Origin of the sequence: Novosphingobium aeonii (assembly GCF_052279045.1) — a bacterium.
GTDB lineage: Bacteria > Pseudomonadota > Alphaproteobacteria > Sphingomonadales > Sphingomonadaceae > Novosphingobium.
In genome coordinates this window covers 1798021-1815927 of record NZ_CP176832.1, presented here as the reverse complement: position 1 = coordinate 1815927, position 17907 = coordinate 1798021, and the positions used below count along the sequence as shown (strand labels likewise).

Below are 17907 nucleotides of genomic sequence, written 5' to 3'. Positions count from 1 at the left end.
GTCGTTTGCTCGCTTTCCGGATCGAGACTGCACAGCATATCTCCCCGGAAAAGTCGGTAATCGCACGGAACTGGATGAAACCCTTCGGAATTTCCTGCTCCGACCGGATAGCCCAAGCCTGCCGGTCAGAACGCCCGGCAATACGTCAGGTGCAGTGAGACTGCCCGCCGCTGCCGGTAATGCCGTCTGTCGAGCCGGTCGGATTGAGACTGCGGTCGTCACGGATCAGGAAGGCCGCCTCCTGGTGGAAGGTCGTGTTCTTGACGAACATGTCCCCGAACAGCGGCTGGTAGTGGAAGAAGACCTCGACATACATCACCGCCGAATTGGCGGTCGCGTAGATCTTGTGATCGGTCTGCCCCATGCCGTCGAGCACCTTGCCCGTCTTGCCGGTGCCCGAAATCCCGTAGCTTGACGCGCGATCAAGCTCCCCGCGGCACCTCTGCCAATGGATATACTGGCGATTGGAAGCGGAATCGATTTCCAGACTGGACAGGATGATCCTGCCGTTCGCGTTGAAATCGAAGGAAGCACCTTCCGACAAGGCCCCCCACATCACCGAATCGACCTGGGTTTCGGTAACGGTGGGCGTTACCGAACTGTTGTCGGTCTGGCCGAGCCGAGAGGCGTTGTCCGCCACCGACGTGGCGATCTCGCCGACCTGCATCTTTATCATCGACATGTAGGCCAGTTCGGTACCGTAAAGCCCCAGCGTCAGCAGGACCGGCAGGACGAGCGCAAACTCCAGGATCGACACGCCGCTCCGATCCCGGAGCAGTTTGCCAAGACAGGTGGCAAGCGGGCGCAGCAATGCAACTCGCCGGTTCATCTGCAGGTCCCCGCCGCGGAACCATAAGCCTGTTGCAGCGAGTAGGGCTGGTTCTTCTTGACCGCCGTTGCGCTGAGCGTGCGCGTGGCGTCGCGGTTGGTCAGGCCGGGAATGGGGAACAGTGGGCTGTAGGTGACATTGACCTTGTAGATCACGACATCGTTCGCGCCGCCGTTACCGCTTTTTCCGACGTCGGCATCCCACTGACCGTTCTTGTTCTCGTCCGTATAGGTCTCGCCGTTATCGCATATGCCGTTGTTGTTCTTGTCGTTCCACGATTCCGGCCGGGCAATGTCGGTAAAGTCGTAGTAGCTGGAGCGCGAGAATTCCACCACGGCACCGGGCGCGACGCCGCCCACGATCTTGCTGACGAACGCATCCTCCGTTGCCGTGTCGGCGGTTTCCAGCGTCGCGTTACGGGCAACCTGCTGGACCGCACCCTGAAGCACGGCCCGGACATAGGCCATGTGTCCGATGTCGAAGATTCCCATCAGGAGCATGATCAGCACCGGCGCCGCCAGCGCGAACTCAACGGCCGTCACGCCTTCCCGGGCGGCGCCGCAGCGGCGCAGCAGGGCCGCGAAGCGACGCACCGGGCGATGATGCCCGCTACGCTTCACTGGGTAATCCTGAGCTCGCCGACCTGCTTGGCGATTTCCTGGAAAGCGGAATCGAGTTCCGTGGAATTGTTCGCGGTGAACGAACTGTCATCCGAAGCGCAGGTCTGGAGATCGGTGGACAGGGCCGAGGTAAAGGCGATCACCCAGACCCGGATGCCCTTCGCCTTGATCGCCTCGCAGACCGAGAGGAAGCGCTGCGTGTGGCGTGCGTCCTCCTGGAGCTTCGAGCCATCGCTCGTCGTGCGGCGATCCCACCATTCCATCCCCCACGCGGTAGGCACGTAGTTGGCGGTATCCATGTAGCCGTCGGTCATGAAAATGATGTGGCGCGAAACTTCGCCGCCGTTCGACGGATCCTTGTTCACCACGGAACCGAAGATGCCGTCGGGCGAAAGCAGACGCCCACCCCAGATCATCCCGATATCAAGATAGGTTCCGCCCACCGCCGTCAGCGAATCCGCGTAGGCATTGAAGCTCTTCTGGTCCATTTCCTGGAGCAGTTGCGATTTTGCCGGGCAGTAGGTTCCAGCCGAAGCGCCTGTCGTGCCAGGATCGAGCGTGTAGGTGTTGGCGGCGCTTCCGGCGCGGCGATAGGAAATCTCCGGCCACAGCGGGGCCCAGCGCGTCGCATTGCCCGTTCCCGGCGCAGTATCGATATCCACGTCGAGCGCGCCGGAAGGGGACATGCCGGTAATGGATGAGTAAGAAAACTTATCGCTGTTGACCGTCTGGCGCTCGATGATGCAGCCGCCCCAGGTATAGGAAACCGACGCGCCGTTGGTTCCGTTGTTGACCGCGGTTGCGGCAAAGGTCTTGAACAGGCTCGTGTCGCGCGTCAGCTTCATGTATTCGAAGTGATCGAACGTATATCCCGACGTCGGCGCATTGGTCGTGGCGTTCGTGTAAGGCTGGGTCGTAACCTTGTCGCGCGTGTACGTATAAGTATAAAGGTAATACTTGCTCCCGGACTTGGCGCAGGAATACTCCATCTTGCGCTGCGGCTGCGTGGTCACGACGTTGACGACGACATTGGGGCTCGTTCCCGAAGTCGAAGTCGTGCTCGTGGCGGAACCGTAGTCCTTGTAGTCCGTATCGTTGGCCGAGAGCGCCGAATTGCAGGCGCTCGACGAATTGTAGCTCTTCGACGTGTTGCTGCTGCCCGCGTTCTTGTACTCGACCGTCGATGTGCCCTTCGTCCCTTTCGAGACATTGTAGAACACCGGCTGGCGCGACTGGTAGTCGGCGGAATTCGCCAGGAACGCCGGATTGAGTTCGGAAAGCAGGTGCCCGACGTTGACCGTGGAACTGTAGGGAACGAACCCGTAGCGGACGCGGGCGTTGGTATCGTTCGTCGCGGTGGAGAGCGTCTTGTAGAAGTTCTTCACGGCGGAACGCAGGGCGGCGATGCGGGTGGAACTGCCCAGCGCTTCCCCCATCGACCCTGTCGTGTCGAGCACCATCATGACATCCGCGTTGCCCACGCCCATCGAGGACGTGCAGTGAACGTTGACCGGAAACGTATCGTAGCCGACCAGTCGCATGATGAGCGTGTTGACGGTGGTGGAAGCCGTGCCCTTCACCGTCTGGCCATCGTCGTCGGACGTGGAGTCGAAAGTGGTTCCCGTGCTCTCGTGCACACCATCGTTGAAATTGGTCGCGAAATAATTCCTTGCGATCGCCTTCGACGCTTCGTCGAGTCCGTTCGTCGTCACCGAGCGACGTCCGGCGAGTACTGCCGCGTCACAAGCGGCCTGAAGCTGGTTCTGTACCTTGTAGGTGCGGCTGATATCGACCGCGGCACCCACCACGACGACCGCGACCAGCATTCCCACCGCAGCCATGGGCAGGATATTGCCCGAGGCATCCCGAAGACAGTCTCGCAACCAGTGATGGATTTGGCGCATCGGTTAACCAGTCTTTCGGCTAGGATTTTCCGCAGGATTTCAGCCGTCTCCTAGAGGAGATTGCTTAATGAAACCCTCACCGAGCGTGGACCGCCTTCCTTCACGAAGCGTCCCGAATTTCGGGAAACACAGGATTTACCACGATTTCTCCGGAACCAATCGCAACGCAGAGCGTTCAAGCTCCCGATCCGGGGACCGTCTCGAATTTTTGGGGGAAGATTCGGTCCGCCTGCAGCCGGCCTTTTCCCTTGAGATTCGTAATGTCGCCCAGCAAGGCTCTCAGTTCCCACGTCCAGCTTGCGCTTGTCATCATTGTCGTTCTGGGCCTTGCCCTCGTCATCGACATCACGATCCCGCTCGGCACCGGAGTCAGCGTCCTCTACCTGCTGCCCACGGTGATCGCCTTCGTCGCCAGGCGGCCGATCACGCCGGTGCTGGCAGCCATTGCCGGCGTAGGCTGCGCGATAGCCGCCTATTTCATCGCGCCGCAGGGACTCGGGCTGGAAATTGCGCTGACGAACCGGGCATTTTCGGGCGTGACCAATTTCCTGCTAGCGGCGATCGGCTTCGTCCTGATCCGCTATCGCAATTCCAATCGCCATGAACAGTGGCTGCGCGAGTGCGAGGCCGACCTTGCGCGCGCCACGGCCGGCAGCATTCCTCTGGGTGATCTCGGCGACCGCGCCCTCGCCTTCCTTGCGGAGCGCTTCGGCGCGATCGCCGGAGCGCTCTATGTCAACGACGACGGCGCGTTCCGGAAGATCGCGACATATGGCGTGCCCGCCGATGCAAGCGTCCCGGAACGCATGGAGCCCGGCGAGGGTCTATTGGGCGAAGTCATGCGCCACGGCCGCACCACCACGATCGCGCAAGTTCCCGCAGGCTACCTTTCATTCGGCTCCGCTCTCGGCCAGTCCACGCCCGCACGTCTCGTCCTCGGCGCCACTCAGGTGGATGACAAGGTCAACGCGGTCCTGGAACTTGGCTTCCTGGACACGGCCGATGCCCGCCCGGAAGATCTCGTCTCGTTCCTGGACATCGTGGCGAATTCGCTCGGCATCACCCTGCGCTCTGCGAAGTACCGCGCCCGGCTTGAACACCTGCTCGCGGAGACGCAGCAACAGGCGGAAGAACTCCAGAACCAGAGCGAGGAACTGCGCGCCACCAATGACGAGCTGGAAGCGCAGAGCAAGCTGCTGCTCAACTCGCAGTCCCAGCTTGAGGAACAGCAGGCGGAACTCGAACGCAGCAATTCGCAGCTTGAGGAACAGGCCCAGTCGCTCGAGGCGCAGCGCGACGAATTGACCCGCTCGCAAGCGCGCCTGCGCGGCCAGACCGAGGAACTCGAACAGGCCAGCCGCTACAAGTCCGAATTCCTCGCCAATATGAGCCACGAGCTGCGCACGCCGCTCAACTCCCTGCTGATCATGGCCCGCCTGCTTGCCGATAACCGGCAAGGCAACCTTTCATGCGAACAAGTGCGTTATGCCGAGACCATCGAGTCCTCAGGCAACGACCTGCTCACGCTCATCAACGACGTGCTCGATATCTCCAAGATCGAGGCAGGCAGGCTGGAACTGGACCCTCGCGACGTCCCGGTAGGCGCCATCCTCTCCAAGCTCGAAAACACGTTCGCGGCGGCGGCGTCCGGCAAGGGCCTGAAGCTCAGCATGAACCTCGCCGAAGGCGCGCCGGGAACGATCGAGACCGATCCCCTCCGGCTTGAGCAGGTTCTGAAGAACTTCCTGTCGAATGCGGTCAAGTTCACCTCGAACGGCGAAGTCTCCCTCACGGTCGGCGCGCTGGCGTCCGGCCGGGTTGCGTTCTCAGTCCGGGATTCCGGGCCCGGCATCCCGGAAGACCAGCAGGACGCGATCTTCGAGGCATTCCGCCAGGCCGATGGCGGCATTGCCCGCAAGTACGGCGGCACCGGGCTGGGCCTGTCGATCTCGCGCGAACTGGCGCACCTGCTCGGCGGTGCGATCACGCTTCACAGCACTCCCGGACAGGGCAGCACCTTCTCGCTGGAAATTCCCGAGCGCTTCGCGCCTCGCGAGGCGGGCAGCGCGCCCGGCGTGCCCGGCAAGGCCACGCCCACCCCGACCCCGGCCGCCACGCAAACGACTGCCCCGCAAAGCCGCCGCGGCCCCTCCCCGCAGGACGACCGTGAAACGCTGTCGGGCGATTCCCGCGTTATCCTGATCGTCGAGGACGACCCGGCCTTCGCGCGCATCCTCTGCGATCTGGCGCATGAAGTCGGTTTCGAGTGCCTGATCGCCGGCACCGCAGACGAGGGAGCCCTGCTCGCCCGGCAATACCTGCCGCAAGCCGTGATCCTCGACATGCACCTGCCCGATCACACTGGGCTTTCCGTGCTGGACCGGATCAAGCGCGATACCCGCACGCGCCATATCCCGGTGCACATCGTCTCGGCCGACCACGACGACCATGCCGCGCTCGCCAGCGGCGCCGTAGGCTACCTGTTCAAGCCGGTGAGCCGGGATACGCTGGTCGACATGCTCGAAGGCCTCGAGGCGCGGATGGACCAGCGCCTGCGCCGCGTTCTGGTGGTGGAGGACGATCCCCGGCAGGCCGAAGCGATCCACCTTCTCCTCGCCTCCCGCGATGTCGAGACGGTGGACGTGCAGAGTGCTGCGGATTGCCTCGCCCGGCTGGGCGAAGAGACGTTCGACTGCATGGTGCTGGATCTCAACCTGCCCGACATGTCCGGGTTGGACCTGCTCGAACGCCTCTCGCACGACGAGAGCGTCGCGTTCCCGCCGGTCATCGTCTATACCGGCCGCGAGCTTTCCGAAGAGGAGGAGATGCGGCTTCGGCGCTACTCCAAATCGATCATCGTCAAGGGCGCCAAGAGCCCGGAACGCCTGCTCGACGAAGTGACGCTGTTCCTGCACCAGGTCGTCTCCGAACTGCCAGACGAGAAGCAGCAACTGCTTGCCCGCTCGCTCGGACGCGATGCCGCGCTGGAAGGCCGCCAGATCCTCGTCGTCGAGGACGATATCCGCAACATCTATGCGCTGACTTCGGTTCTCGAACCGCACGGCGTACAAGTGCGCATCGCCCGCAACGGCATCGAGGCGCTGAACGAACTGGCCCGCGCGGCGGACAGTGACGGCGCCCCGGTCGATCTCGTATTGATGGACGTGATGATGCCGGAGATGGACGGCCTCACCTGCACGCGCGAAATCCGCAAGCAGGGTCAGTGGCATTCGCTGCCGATCATCGCACTGACGGCCAAGGCCATGGAACGCGATCACCGCGAATGCCTTGAGGCGGGCGCCAACGACTACCTGTCGAAGCCGCTCGACGTGGACAAGCTGCTCAGCCTCGTGCGCGTGTGGATGCCGCGATGAAGCCGATGTCACGAAGGTTGGCGGAGGCCGTCGAGGATATCGAAGTCGATCTCCTCGTCGAGGCCATCTGGCGGCGCTACCAATACGATTTCCGCGACTATTCCCGTGCCTCGCTTCTGCGCCGCCTGCAACGTGCCCAGTCCCATTTCGGCTATCCCCATCTCTCCAGCCTGCTCGACCGCATTCTCCACGATCCCGACAGCCTGAATGTCCTGATCGGGTTCCTGACCATCCAGGTCAGCGAGATGTTCCGCGATCCCGAGTATTTCCGGGCGATCCGCGAGCAAGTGATCCCGCACCTTCGCACATGGCCCTCCATCAAGGTCTGGGTTGCGGGCTGCGCCAATGGCGAGGAGTTCTATTCGCTGGCGATCCTCTTCCGCGAGGAAGGGCTGGACGATCGCACGATGTTCTACTGCACCGACATCAACCCGGCAGCTCTCGTCAAGGCAGAGGCCGGGGTCTACGAGATCGAGCGTATTGCAGGCTTCTCCCGCAATTACATGGAAGCGGGCGGGAAAGGTTCGCTTTCGGACTATTACACCGCCAATTACGGCGTCGCCCGGTTCGACCCGACATTGCGCAAGCGCGCGGTCTTTGCCGATCACAATCTCGCCAGCGATGCCGTGTTCTCGGAAGTCCAGCTTGTCTCCAGCCGCAACGTGCTGATCTATTTCGACCGGGCGCTGCAGGACCGCGCACTCGGCCTTTTCGCCAGTTCACTGCCGCCCGGCGGCTTCCTGGGCCTCGGTTCGAAGGAGACCGTCCACTTTTCCGCCGAGGGCGATAGCTTCGCCGACTTCGCGCCGATCGAGAAGATCTGGCGCCGCACCAAGCACGACGTGCAGGAGGCCGCCTTTGCTGAATGAGCCGCTCAAGATCCTTGCGGTCGACGATATCAGGGACAACCTTCTCGTGCTCGAAGCCGCGCTGGACCAGCCCGGCGTCGAACTGGTCACGGTTTCCTCGGGGTTCGAGGCGCTGGAAGCCATGCTGCGCGACGATTTCGCACTGGCCCTGCTCGACGTGATGATGCCGGAGATGGACGGCTTCGAACTCGCCGAGCTCATGCGCGGGACCGAGCGCACGCGTGCCGTGCCGATCATATTCCTCACTGCCCTGGCCACGGACGAGCGGCGCAAGTTCCTCGGATACGAGGCCGGCGCCGTGGATTACCTGCTCAAGCCGCTCGACATGGTCGAACTCAATTCCAAGGTCGCGGTCTTCGTCGAACTCGCCCGCCAGCGGCGCGAGATCGCCCGCCAGCGCGACGAACTCGGCCTGGCCCTCGGCCGCCTTCGCGCGCATGGCGACAACTCCCCCCTCGCCGTTCTGGAAATCGACGCCAACCTGCGAATCGTGAGCTGGTATCGCAGCGCCGAACGCGAGATCGGCTTCGCGGCGCAGGATATTCTCGGCCTCAAGGTAGAGGACGCCCCCTTCCTCCCCGTGGCGGACCGTCCGCGCTTCCTGGACGGGATGCGGGCCCTCCTCGGCGGTGAGGACCGCAGGGAGAAGCAGGACCACCGCTTCGTGCGCGCCGACGGTGCCCTTCGCGAAGGCGAATGGTACTGCTCCTCGCTGGTCGGCACCGGATCGCGCGGCGCCAGCGTGATGATCGAACTGATCGACGTGACCGAACGCCTGCGCGCCGAAGAGACCCAGCGGCTGCTGATCGGGGAATTGAACCACCGGGTGAAGAACACCCTCGCGACGGTTCAGGCCATCGCCTCGCAGGGGTTCCGGCACGCCCGGTCTCCCGAGGGCTTCCACCAGTCGTTCACCGGCCGCCTGCAATCGCTTGCCCGCGCCCATTCGCTGCTGAGCGCAACGACATGGGAGCCCGCCAGCCTGCGCCGCCTGATCGCCGATCAGGTTGCCATCGGCGCGGTCGGCGAGGATCGGCTGAAGCTCTCCGGCCCGGACGTGGACCTGCCGCCGGAACTCGCCCTGCGCTTCTCGCTCATCATCCACGAACTGGCGACCAATGCCCACAAGTACGGTGCACTCTCGAACGAGGCCGGAACGGTCACGCTCGACTGGTCGCTGAAAGGACAAGTGCTGTCGCTCGCCTGGAGCGAGCACGGCGGCCCTCCCGTTTCCGTCCCGGAACGGCGTGGCTTCGGGTCCACCCTGATCGAGAACAGCATGGCGGGTGATGGCGCCCGGATCAGTGCGGAATATGCACCGGAAGGCGTGCGCTGGCAGTTGGTCCTGCCGCTCTCAGATGCCGCCGCCGAAGCGCCTGCTACCGTCGAGGAATCGCCGCGTTCTGAGCCTGCCCCGGACGCCCCTCCTGCGGAAGCCGCGCCCAGTCCGCGGGCGCTCAGGGTGCTCGTGGTCGAGGATGAGCCGCTCGTGGCCATGGAGCTCATGATGGAGATCGAGGACTGGGGCGCATCGCCCCTCGGCCCCGCGACGTCGTGCGATCAGGCGATCCACATGATCCGAGACACCGTGCCGGACCTGGCCCTGCTGGACGGCAACCTCAACGGCGAGAGGATCGATGCCGTTGCCGACGAACTGGCCGCACGCGACATCCCCTTCGCTTTCGTCAGCGGCTACGACCGGCAGCACCTTCCAAGCGGCCACAGCCACAGACCGATGCTGGGCAAGCCGTTTCTCGGCACCGAGGTCTGCGCCATGGTCAGGAGACTGGCTGCCGAAGCCGGCGCCGTGACGCCCTGAAATGGCAAACGGCGGCGCAGCGGGGGAACCTTTCAGCCTTCCTTCGGGTTTCTTCGGGACGGAAGAAGGAGCATCGCCTATGGCCTTGACGCAAGAACGCACCTACCGATCCGAACGTATCTGGACGCCCCGCCCACCACTGGATCCCGGCCTCCGCCGGCGTTTCCATGGGCCGATCCAGCCGATGGAAGAGCCCACGTTCCTCGAGCGCCTGTTTGGCCGGCATTGAATGATCGTTTGAGAACGATCCTGCCCGGCGCTAGGCCGGAAGCATGTCTGCAACGCCTCCCCCATCCGTCCTGTTCGTCTGCCTCGGCAATATCTGCCGCTCCCCGCTGGCCGAGGCGGCGTTGCGCCATGCCGCGCAGGAAGCCGGACTGGAACTGACCGTTGATTCGGCCGGAACCGGATCCTGGCATATCGGCAAGGGGCCCGATCCGCGTTCCTGCGACGAGGCATCCCGGCACGGCATCGACATCACCCACTATCGCGCCCGGCAGGTCACGGTCCGGGATTTCGACCGTTTCGATCGAATCGTCGCGCTGGACGCCAGCAATCTGGCGAACCTCGAACGGATCGCACCCGCCAGCCCCCACGCCCGGCTTTCGCTGCTGCTGGACCATGTGCCGGGCATGGAGGGGCAGGATGTCGACGATCCCTACTTCGGTGGCCCAGAAGGTTTCGTGACGACGTGGGAACAGGTGAGCGAAGCCGCGCGGAACCTCGTCGCCGAATTTCTCGATGAACGCGATGGTCAAGGGCACTAATTCGCAATCCGGGACACGGACTTCCTGCTCGTTCAGAGCACGGCTCGTGGTTCGCCGGGCAATCCTCCGCAACGGCATGCCCCGGTCGCGGCCCGGTTCGATCCCCCTGCCTCAAGCCCTGTTTGCTTTTGGGCCTGCTTTCATTATATGCCCGCTCGAACGCCCCGGCCCGCAGTCGCCAAAGCGACTTCAACGTGCCGGGGCTCGCTCTTTTACAGTTTCAAGGACGAACACGCATGTCCCGTCGCCGCCAGATCTACGAGGGCAAGGCCAAGATCCTCTACGAAGGCCCTGAACCCGGCACCCTGATCCAGTACTTCAAGGACGACGCCACTGCGTTCAACGCGCAGAAGAAGGGCACGATCCAGGGCAAGGGCGTGATCAACAACCGCATCAGCGAGTACGTGTTCACGCGCCTCAACCACATCGGCGTGCCCAACCACTTCATCCGCCGCCTCAACATGCGCGAGCAGCTCGTCCGCCAGGTCGAGATCATCCCGATCGAGGTCGTGGTGCGCAATGTGGCCGCCGGTTCGATCTCGAAGCGTCTCGGCATTCCCGAGGGTGAGCCGCTGCCACACACGCTGATCGAATATTATTACAAGGACGATGCCCTGGGTGATCCGATGATCGCCGAAGAGCACATCGCCTGCTTCGGCTGGGCCACCAACGAGGAGATGCAGGACATCGCCGCGATGGCCATCCGCGTGAACGACTTCATGTGCGGCATGTTCGCGGCGATCAACATCCGCCTTGTCGACTTCAAGCTCGAATTCGGCCGTATCTGGGACGGCGACTACAGCCGCGTCATCCTCGCGGACGAAATCAGCCCCGATGGCTGCCGCCTGTGGGACATGTTCACCGGCGAAAAGCTGGACAAGGACCGCTTCCGCCGCGATCTCGGCGGCGAGGAAGAGGCCTATCAGGAAGTCGCCCGTCGCCTCGGCCTGCTGCAGGACGATAACGGCCCGAGCGAAGTCTTCGACCTGTCGAAGCACCGCAAGCTGCGCGGCAAGTAAGGCCCGCAGCGATGCTCCCGAAGGCCCGGCCGCCGCAAGGTGTGCCGGGCCTTCTTGCGTCTGGAGCATCCGCAAGTCCTCACAGTTCACCTCTCTCTCCCCTTGTTATCAAGGGACTGCTCGGGCACTGGCGCCATATGCGAATCGTTCTCATTACTGCGCTGGTCCTTGCCACGCCCCTTCCCCTGTCCGCCCGGGAAGCACCGCTCCGTACCGAGGAGACCCGTTGGGCCTTCGAAACGAGCGACGTGCCGGTCGATCCCGATTTCCGCTTCGGCCGCCTGGCCAACGGCATGCGCTATGTGATCCGCCACAATGCAACGCCCGCCGGAACCGCCGTGGTGCGGATGGAAGTCGCCGCCGGCTCGCTGGACGAACAGGAAGCCGAACAGGGCTTTGCGCATTTCGTCGAACACATGGCCTTCAACGGCAGCAAGCGCGTGCCCGAAGGCCAGATGATCCCCCTGCTGGAACGGGACGGCCTCGCTTTTGGGGCCGATACCAACGCCTCGACCAACTTCGAGCGTACGATCTACAAGCTCGACCTGCCGCGCAACGACGCCAAGTTGCTGGACACTGCGCTCATGCTGATGCGCGAAACGGCAAGCGAACTGACCATTTCACAAGGCGCGATAGACCGCGAGCGCGGCGTAATTCTCTCGGAAATGCGCGACCGCAATACTTTCGGCCTGCGCAACAGCATTGATTCCACGCACTTCTTCTATCCGCAGGCGCTCTACGGCAGCCGTTTCCCGATCGGCACGGTCGCCACGCTCAACGGCGCGAATGCGGCGAACCTGCGCGCTTTCTACGAGCGCGAATATGTGCCCGCACATGTCACGCTGGTCATCGTCGGCGATTTCGACACTGCCGCCGTCGAGGCCGGCATCACCCGCCACTTCGCTGACTGGACCGGCGGCCCGGCCGAGGTCCAGCCCGACCCCGGCCCGGTTGCCTCGAAGGATCGCGACCGCACCGGAATATGGATCGATCCGGCGCTGTCGGAACGCCTCGTGATCCAGCGCAACGGCGATTGGCTGGACGAACCCGACAGTATCGCCCAGCGGCGCGAGAACCTGCTGCGCTCCATCGGCTATTCCATCGTCAATCGCCGTCTCCAGCGCTTGTCGCGCAGCGCCACGCCGCCGTTCCGCGGTGCCGGGTTCGGAACCGGTGACGTTTTCGAGACCGCCCGCTCGACGCGCCTCATCATCGACAGCGTCGACGGCAAATGGGCCGATGGCGTAACCGCAACCGCACAGGAATATCGCCGCGCCCTCGCTCAAGGGTTCAGCGCGGCGGAAGTGGCCGAGCAAGTGGCGCAGCTCCGTACTTCGATGGTCAATGCCGCCGGCTCTGCCAACACCCGCAGCAACGCGGCGCTTGCCGGCATTGCACTGTCGGTGGTCGAGGACCGGGTCGTGCCTTCCACGCCCGCCTCCGCACTTGAGCGATTCGAAACCTTCGCGCCTGCCATCACGCCCAAAGCGGTGCTGGCCGCGCTCAAGCGGGAGGCGCTCGCTCTCGACAGGCCACTCATCCGTTTCGAAGGCCGCAAGGCTCCCGAAGGCGGAGAACAGGCCATCCGCGCCTCATGGCTCAGCGCGATGCGCGGCCCCGTACCCCGGGAAGCGGACCCATCCGTGACGGAATTCGGCTACACCGATTTCGGCACGCCCGGCACCATCGTCAGCGACAGGCGCGACCCCCTGCTCGGCATTCGCGAATTGCGCTTCTCGAACGGCGTCATGCTGAACCTCAAGCCCACCGAGCTTGAAAAGGACCGCATCCGCGTCAGCCTCTCCATCGACGGCGGCGACATGCTCGACACCCGGGAGAACCCGCTCGCCACCGAAATGGTGGGCTGGCTCGACAAGGGCGGCCTCGGCAAGCACAGCCGCGACGAACTCGATACGATCATGGCCGGCCATACGCTGGGCTTCGGCCTTGGCAATGGCGCCGCCAGCTTCGATGCCGAAACCGCGACCACCCCGCGCGATCTCGAATTGCAACTGCAACTGCTGACCGCGCTCATGACCGATCCCGGCTACCGTGCCGAAGGCGAAGTCCAGTACCGCCAGCAGGTCAACAACAGCTTCGCCCAGCTTCGCGCAACCCCGGCTTCGGCAATGGGCGCGGACCTCGGCAGGATCCTGTCAGACAACGATCCGCGCTTCAGCCTTCAGCAGGTGGACGACTATCGCCACCTCACTTACGGCAAGCTGCGCGACACCATCTCCGAACGCCTCGCCCACGGCGCCGTCGAACTGGCGCTAGTAGGTGACTTCGACGAGGACAAGGCCATCGCGGTGGTCGCGCGAACGCTGGGCGCCCTGCCCGCCCGCGAGGCCGCCTTTCGTCCCTACGCGGATCAGCCGCCGCGCACCTTCACGGCTGACCGCAAGCCCCGCGTGCTGCGCCATACCGGCCCTGCCGACCAGGCGCTGCTTCGCCTGACCTGGCCCACCCGCGACGATTCCGACCCGCTGGACGCGCTGAAGCTGCAAATGCTCGAACGCGTCGTCCGCATCGAACTGACCGACAGCCTTCGCGAAGTGCTCGGCAAGGCTTACTCACCCTCTGCCGGCAGTTCGCTCTCGCACTACTGGAAGGGCTACGGCACCTTCACGATCAGCGCCTCGATCGACGTGGCCGACGTGCCCGCAAGCCGCGAAGCCATCGGGAAAGTCGCCCGCGAACTGCGGCTCGCCCCCGTCAGCGATGACGTGCTGCAACGTGCCCGCGCGCCTCTGCTCGAAGCCTATCAGAATGCGCTCAAGGGCAACGGCGGCTGGCTTTCCCTGGTGGACCGCGCCCAGACCCAGGCCGACCGCATCGAACGCTTCACCAAGGCCCGCGACCGTCTGCTGACGATCACTCCGGCCGATGTCCAGGCCATGGCGCAGCGCTATCTCGATCCCGCCATGGGGCTGGAGGTCCTGGCCCTGCCCGAAGGCGTGGAAGCGCCCGCAAAGTAAGGGGCGCGCAAGCACGCGTGCGGAGGACGAGGCTTGATGGACCGCCCCTCAAGCCTCGCCTCGGTTTTTGTTCGCTTACCTCGCGTGATTGGGGCGTGTCGGCCGCCCCGTCCGCTCCGCCCATTCGACGATCAGATCGTCGTAGAGGTTCTGGTCGATCAGATCGTATTTCTCCGGGAAGTTGGTGAAGGCCGCCATCGCGCTCTTCACCGCGCCGGTCTCCATCAGTTCGCGCGCCATGGCGAGGTGGCCGACGGCCGCCGAAACCCAGCCCCAGCCGGTCGAGAGCGTGAAACCCGTATCCGGAAGGTTGAAGCCCAGCGTGCAGACCGGGATCGGCATGTGCGGGATCACTTCGGCCTGCTGCTCGGGCGGGGCGCTGGCGAAGACGATGGCATCGGCCCCTGCCTCGGCATAAGCCTTGCCGCGCCGGATCGCCTCCTCGATCGAGCCCGTACCGCCCCCGCCATTGGCGCTGGTATAGAGCTCGTCGCAGCGGGCGATGATGACGAGCCCGGAATCGCCCCGTGCCTTTACGCCGGCCTCGATGCGAAGCTGCATGTCCTCGATCGAACAGAGACCGTTGGCATGCTTGGAATGCTTGGGATTGACCTCATCCTCGACGTGATAACCTGCGACGCCCGCGGCCACGTACCTTCGCGTGAAATGATAGGCATCGGCCACGGTTTCGCCCAGGGTATCGGCATCCACGATCAGGGGAATGTCGATGGCCTGCGCGATCCGGCCAGACTGTTCGATCATCTCGACCTGCGAGAAGATGCCATTGTCCGGCACTGCGTAGTGGAAGGCGGAGCAGGCATGTCCGCCAAGATAGGCCGCCTTGAACCCGACATGCTGCACCGCGCGCCCGGTCAGCGCGGAATAGGCCTCGGCCGCCACGAAATGCTCTCCGCTTTCGATCAGCGCGCGCAGTTTCTCACCCGGTGTCGGCATCGTCCTCATCTCCCGTCCTCGCGGCCCGTTCCGAGCGGCGCCTTCATCGCAGAGGGCTCGCATGATCGGAGGGCACCGGCAAGCGGAGCGGGCATCGCCGCCGCGTTCATCGTTCCCACGAACAAGGCACGCGGCCGCGCCGAAGCCCAGCCGCGTGCAGTTTTGCAGGCAGGAACCTGCCGGCAGGCCGCGAGGGAGCGGCCTGCCGGAACCGGAGCGATCAGAAGTTGACGGTGCCCTCCACGCCGAAGGTGCGCGGCGGATTGAAGTTTCCGTACGCGCCCAGGGTATTCGCGTTGGCGTAGGATAGGCGATAGATGTGCGTTTCGTTGAGCAGGTTGCGGCTCCAGACGGAGACGGTCAGCCTGGTTCCGTTGTCGCTCATCGGAATATCGGCAAGCGCGATGCGGCCGTTCACGATGAAGCTGGACTGAGCCTTCACGGCCTCGTCCTCGAAGGTGTACTGGCGGCCGGAATAAGCTGCATCCAGATGGAACTGCACGCTCTCGTCGCCGCTGCCGACCGGTATCGTGTAGTCGATGAAGCCGGATGCAGCATGCCTCGGCGTGTAGACGATGAAGACATTCTGGTAGACCGGATTGGTAGCGGAACCGAGGAACGGGTTCAGCGTCTTGGGCACCTTGGTGTAAGTGTAGGCATAGGACGCGCCGAGCGAGAGGTTGCTCGTCGGGTGGATGTTCAATTCCGCTTCAAGCCCGCGGATCTTCGTGGTGCCCGGTGCATTGAGCGTCTCCTGCGTGTGCAGGTTGAAATACGGGCTGTTGGGATCGATGTTGACGTTGTCGAAATCGACCTGCGTGCCGTCACGGTCCATGATGTAGCCGGCAAGGTTCAGGCGCACCTTGCGATCGAGGAACATCATCTTGGCGCCGACTTCGTAGGAATTCACGGTTTCCGGCCCGAAGGCGTCAAACGTCTGCGAACGGTCGTTGGCGCCGCCGGCCCGATAGCCGGTCGCATACTTGGCGTAGAGGTTGATGTCCTGCGTGGCGTCCCAGGCCAGCGTGACCATCGGGTCGAAGCGGTCCTTCCGGTAATGGAAGCCGTAATCGACCACGGCGCCGTTCACCATGTCCAGCACGCCGTCACGCTTGTCATGCGTGAAGCGGCCGCCCGCCGTCAGGTGAACCTGGTCGAGACCGGCGGGCGTGTAGGTTGCCTGGGCGAAAGCGGCGATGCTCTGCGCCTTCGCGCGGCTGTCTCGCTGGAGGAACAGCGAAGAATCGTCCCAGCCCTGGTTGCCCGAGGTTACCGTGCCGGTGACGCTGGGGCTGAGGATGGTGTAGCCGCTGCCGTCCGCATTCCACTGGTTCGAGCTGGGCGTCGCGGCATATTCGCTGGCGTGTTCGTTGTAGTAGAAGGCGCCCGCCACGAAATCGAGATGCGGCAGGCTGCCGACGATCTGCAGTTCCTGGCTGAACTGGTTCTGGTCGAGGAACGAGAGCGAGTAGCGGCCGAACTTGGCATTCGGGAGGAAGACCGAGCGATGGGCACCGCCGGAATTGTCGTACTGGTCGGTATGAACCTCACGCCATGCCGTGATCGAGCGCAGCGTCAGGTTCGCCCCCAGATCGTAGCTGAGATTGCCCATCACGCCCTGTGTCTTGTCCACGCTGGGCTGCTGCGGCACGCCGATGTCGGCGGTCTTCATGCGCTTGTCGCCGCTGACCTGCACGAGCGGTGAAAGCGGGGCAATCGTGCCGCTGGGCAGCTTACCGCCATTGGCCGCGATCTGCGCCAGCGTGGCAACCGGCAGGTTGTTTGGATTGTAGTTGATGAGCTGGCTGTACATCGGCGTGTTGTCATCACGCGACTTGTCGAACGAGATGTTCGCGGTCAGCCCCTCGAACGGCTTCCACTGGGCCTGGATTCGGCCACCCACGCGGTCGTAGTAGTTCCAGCCCGTCTGCCCGGCGAGCGGGTTCTTCACCGTGGCGTCCTGGTGCTGGTAGACGCCGTCGACCTTGATCGAGATGTTGTGGAATTCGGGGAAGTCGATGTGCGCTTCGCCATTGCGCTGGCCGTAGTTGCCGATGCCGGCCTCCACGCGGCCGCCGAATTCGCCGGTCGGCGCCTTGGTGACGATGGACAGCGCGCCGCCTTCCGTATTGCGGCCGAACAACGTGCCCTGCGGCCCGCGCAGCACTTCGATGCGCTGCACATCGAACAGCGCCGCATTCAGTCCCTGCTGGCGGCCGAGGTATACGCCGTCAAGGTAGACGCCCACGCCCTGGTCACGCGCGGTCTGGTTTGCGTCGAAGGGCACGATGCCGCGAATACCGACAGTAAGCGCCGACTGGCGCGCCTCGAACGTGGCGACGCGCAGCGACGGCACGGTGCCGCTGGCAAGGTCGATCAGGCTCTGGACGTGCTGCTTCTCGATATCCGCGCTGCCGATGACGGCAATCGCGATCGGCGTCTTCTGGAGATCGGTCTCGCGCTTGGTAGCGGTGACGATGATCGGCACCGAGGCATCACTTTCGGCGGCCGCAGCGCTTGTTGCTGCTTCGTCAGCGAAAGCGGCGACCGGCGCCTGGCTCAACGCGACGATGCTGCACGTAGCCGCCAGACGGATGGCGTGGCGAATCATGTAAAACTCCCTGAAATGCTTTGCTTTCCGCCTTGCAGTCGCGGCAAGGGGCTCGCCCGTCGGGGCGACAGGGAGGCTGACTAAGCGCGGCCCGCGTCACATCCATGTTGCTTTCTTGTAATTTTTTTGACGTGATTGTGACGGCCAAACATGACAAATTTGA

The 17907-nt window shown here is 63.9% G+C and carries 11 protein-coding genes; 6 read left to right on the top strand and 5 right to left on the bottom strand.

The window, feature by feature from the left end; genetic code table 11:
- Positions 1-145: 145 nt before the first annotated feature.
- The 3 genes from ACLIMP_RS08995 to ACLIMP_RS08985 are packed head-to-tail and all read right to left on the bottom strand — an operon-like array spanning position 146 to position 3353.
- The gene (locus tag ACLIMP_RS08995) at positions 146-829 is read right to left on the bottom strand and encodes a TadE/TadG family type IV pilus assembly protein (RefSeq protein WP_185997667.1); all 684 of its coding nucleotides are present in this window, start codon (positions 827-829) and stop codon (positions 146-148) included.
- Positions 826-1449, bottom strand: a complete 624-nt coding sequence (locus tag ACLIMP_RS08990; RefSeq protein WP_231636177.1) for a TadE/TadG family type IV pilus assembly protein — start codon at positions 1447-1449, stop codon at positions 826-828. The genes ACLIMP_RS08995 and ACLIMP_RS08990 overlap by 4 nt, the downstream gene beginning before the upstream one ends.
- Positions 1446-3353, bottom strand: coding sequence for a pilus assembly protein TadG-related protein (locus ACLIMP_RS08985; protein ID WP_132469467.1), 1908 nt, complete (start codon positions 3351-3353; stop codon positions 1446-1448). The genes ACLIMP_RS08990 and ACLIMP_RS08985 overlap by 4 nt, the downstream gene beginning before the upstream one ends.
- 260 nt (positions 3354-3613) lie before the next feature.
- On the opposite strand from ACLIMP_RS08985, the gene ACLIMP_RS08980 reads away from it, so the two are divergent.
- From ACLIMP_RS08980 to ACLIMP_RS08955, 6 genes are all read left to right on the top strand, one after another.
- A complete protein-coding gene (locus ACLIMP_RS08980) occupies positions 3614-6727 on the top strand; it encodes a response regulator (protein WP_324698824.1) in 3114 nt (1037 codons plus the stop codon).
- Positions 6724-7596, top strand: a complete 873-nt coding sequence (locus tag ACLIMP_RS08975) for a CheR family methyltransferase (protein WP_324698823.1) — start codon at positions 6724-6726, stop codon at positions 7594-7596. Before ACLIMP_RS08980 ends, ACLIMP_RS08975 begins: the two co-directional genes overlap by 4 nt.
- Complete coding sequence (locus ACLIMP_RS08970) at positions 7586-9415, top strand: response regulator (protein ID WP_324698822.1); 1830 nt, start codon at positions 7586-7588, stop codon at positions 9413-9415. Before ACLIMP_RS08975 ends, ACLIMP_RS08970 begins: the two co-directional genes overlap by 11 nt.
- Positions 9416-9687: 272 nt before the next feature.
- Positions 9688-10182: a low molecular weight protein-tyrosine-phosphatase gene (locus ACLIMP_RS08965; RefSeq protein WP_324698821.1), complete on the top strand. Its 495-nt coding sequence runs from the start codon at positions 9688-9690 to the stop codon at positions 10180-10182.
- 236 nt (positions 10183-10418) lie between these two features.
- Positions 10419-11201, top strand: coding sequence for a phosphoribosylaminoimidazolesuccinocarboxamide synthase (gene purC / locus ACLIMP_RS08960; RefSeq protein ID WP_054441309.1), 783 nt, complete (start codon positions 10419-10421; stop codon positions 11199-11201).
- A gap of 137 nt (positions 11202-11338) precedes the next feature.
- Complete coding sequence (locus tag ACLIMP_RS08955) at positions 11339-14179, top strand: M16 family metallopeptidase (protein ID WP_324698820.1); 2841 nt, start codon at positions 11339-11341, stop codon at positions 14177-14179.
- Between the two features lie 75 nt (positions 14180-14254).
- Here ACLIMP_RS08955 and ACLIMP_RS08950 read toward each other — a convergent pair whose 3' ends face one another.
- Together ACLIMP_RS08950 and ACLIMP_RS08945 are read right to left on the bottom strand one after the other, a co-directional pair.
- Positions 14255-15133, bottom strand: coding sequence for an isocitrate lyase/PEP mutase family protein (locus ACLIMP_RS08950; RefSeq protein ID WP_132469464.1), 879 nt, complete (start codon positions 15131-15133; stop codon positions 14255-14257).
- Between the two features lie 220 nt (positions 15134-15353).
- Positions 15354-17744 (bottom strand): TonB-dependent receptor, encoded by a 2391-nt coding sequence (locus ACLIMP_RS08945; protein WP_132469463.1) that lies wholly within the window; start codon positions 17742-17744, stop codon positions 15354-15356.
- Positions 17745-17907: the final 163 nt, after the last annotated feature.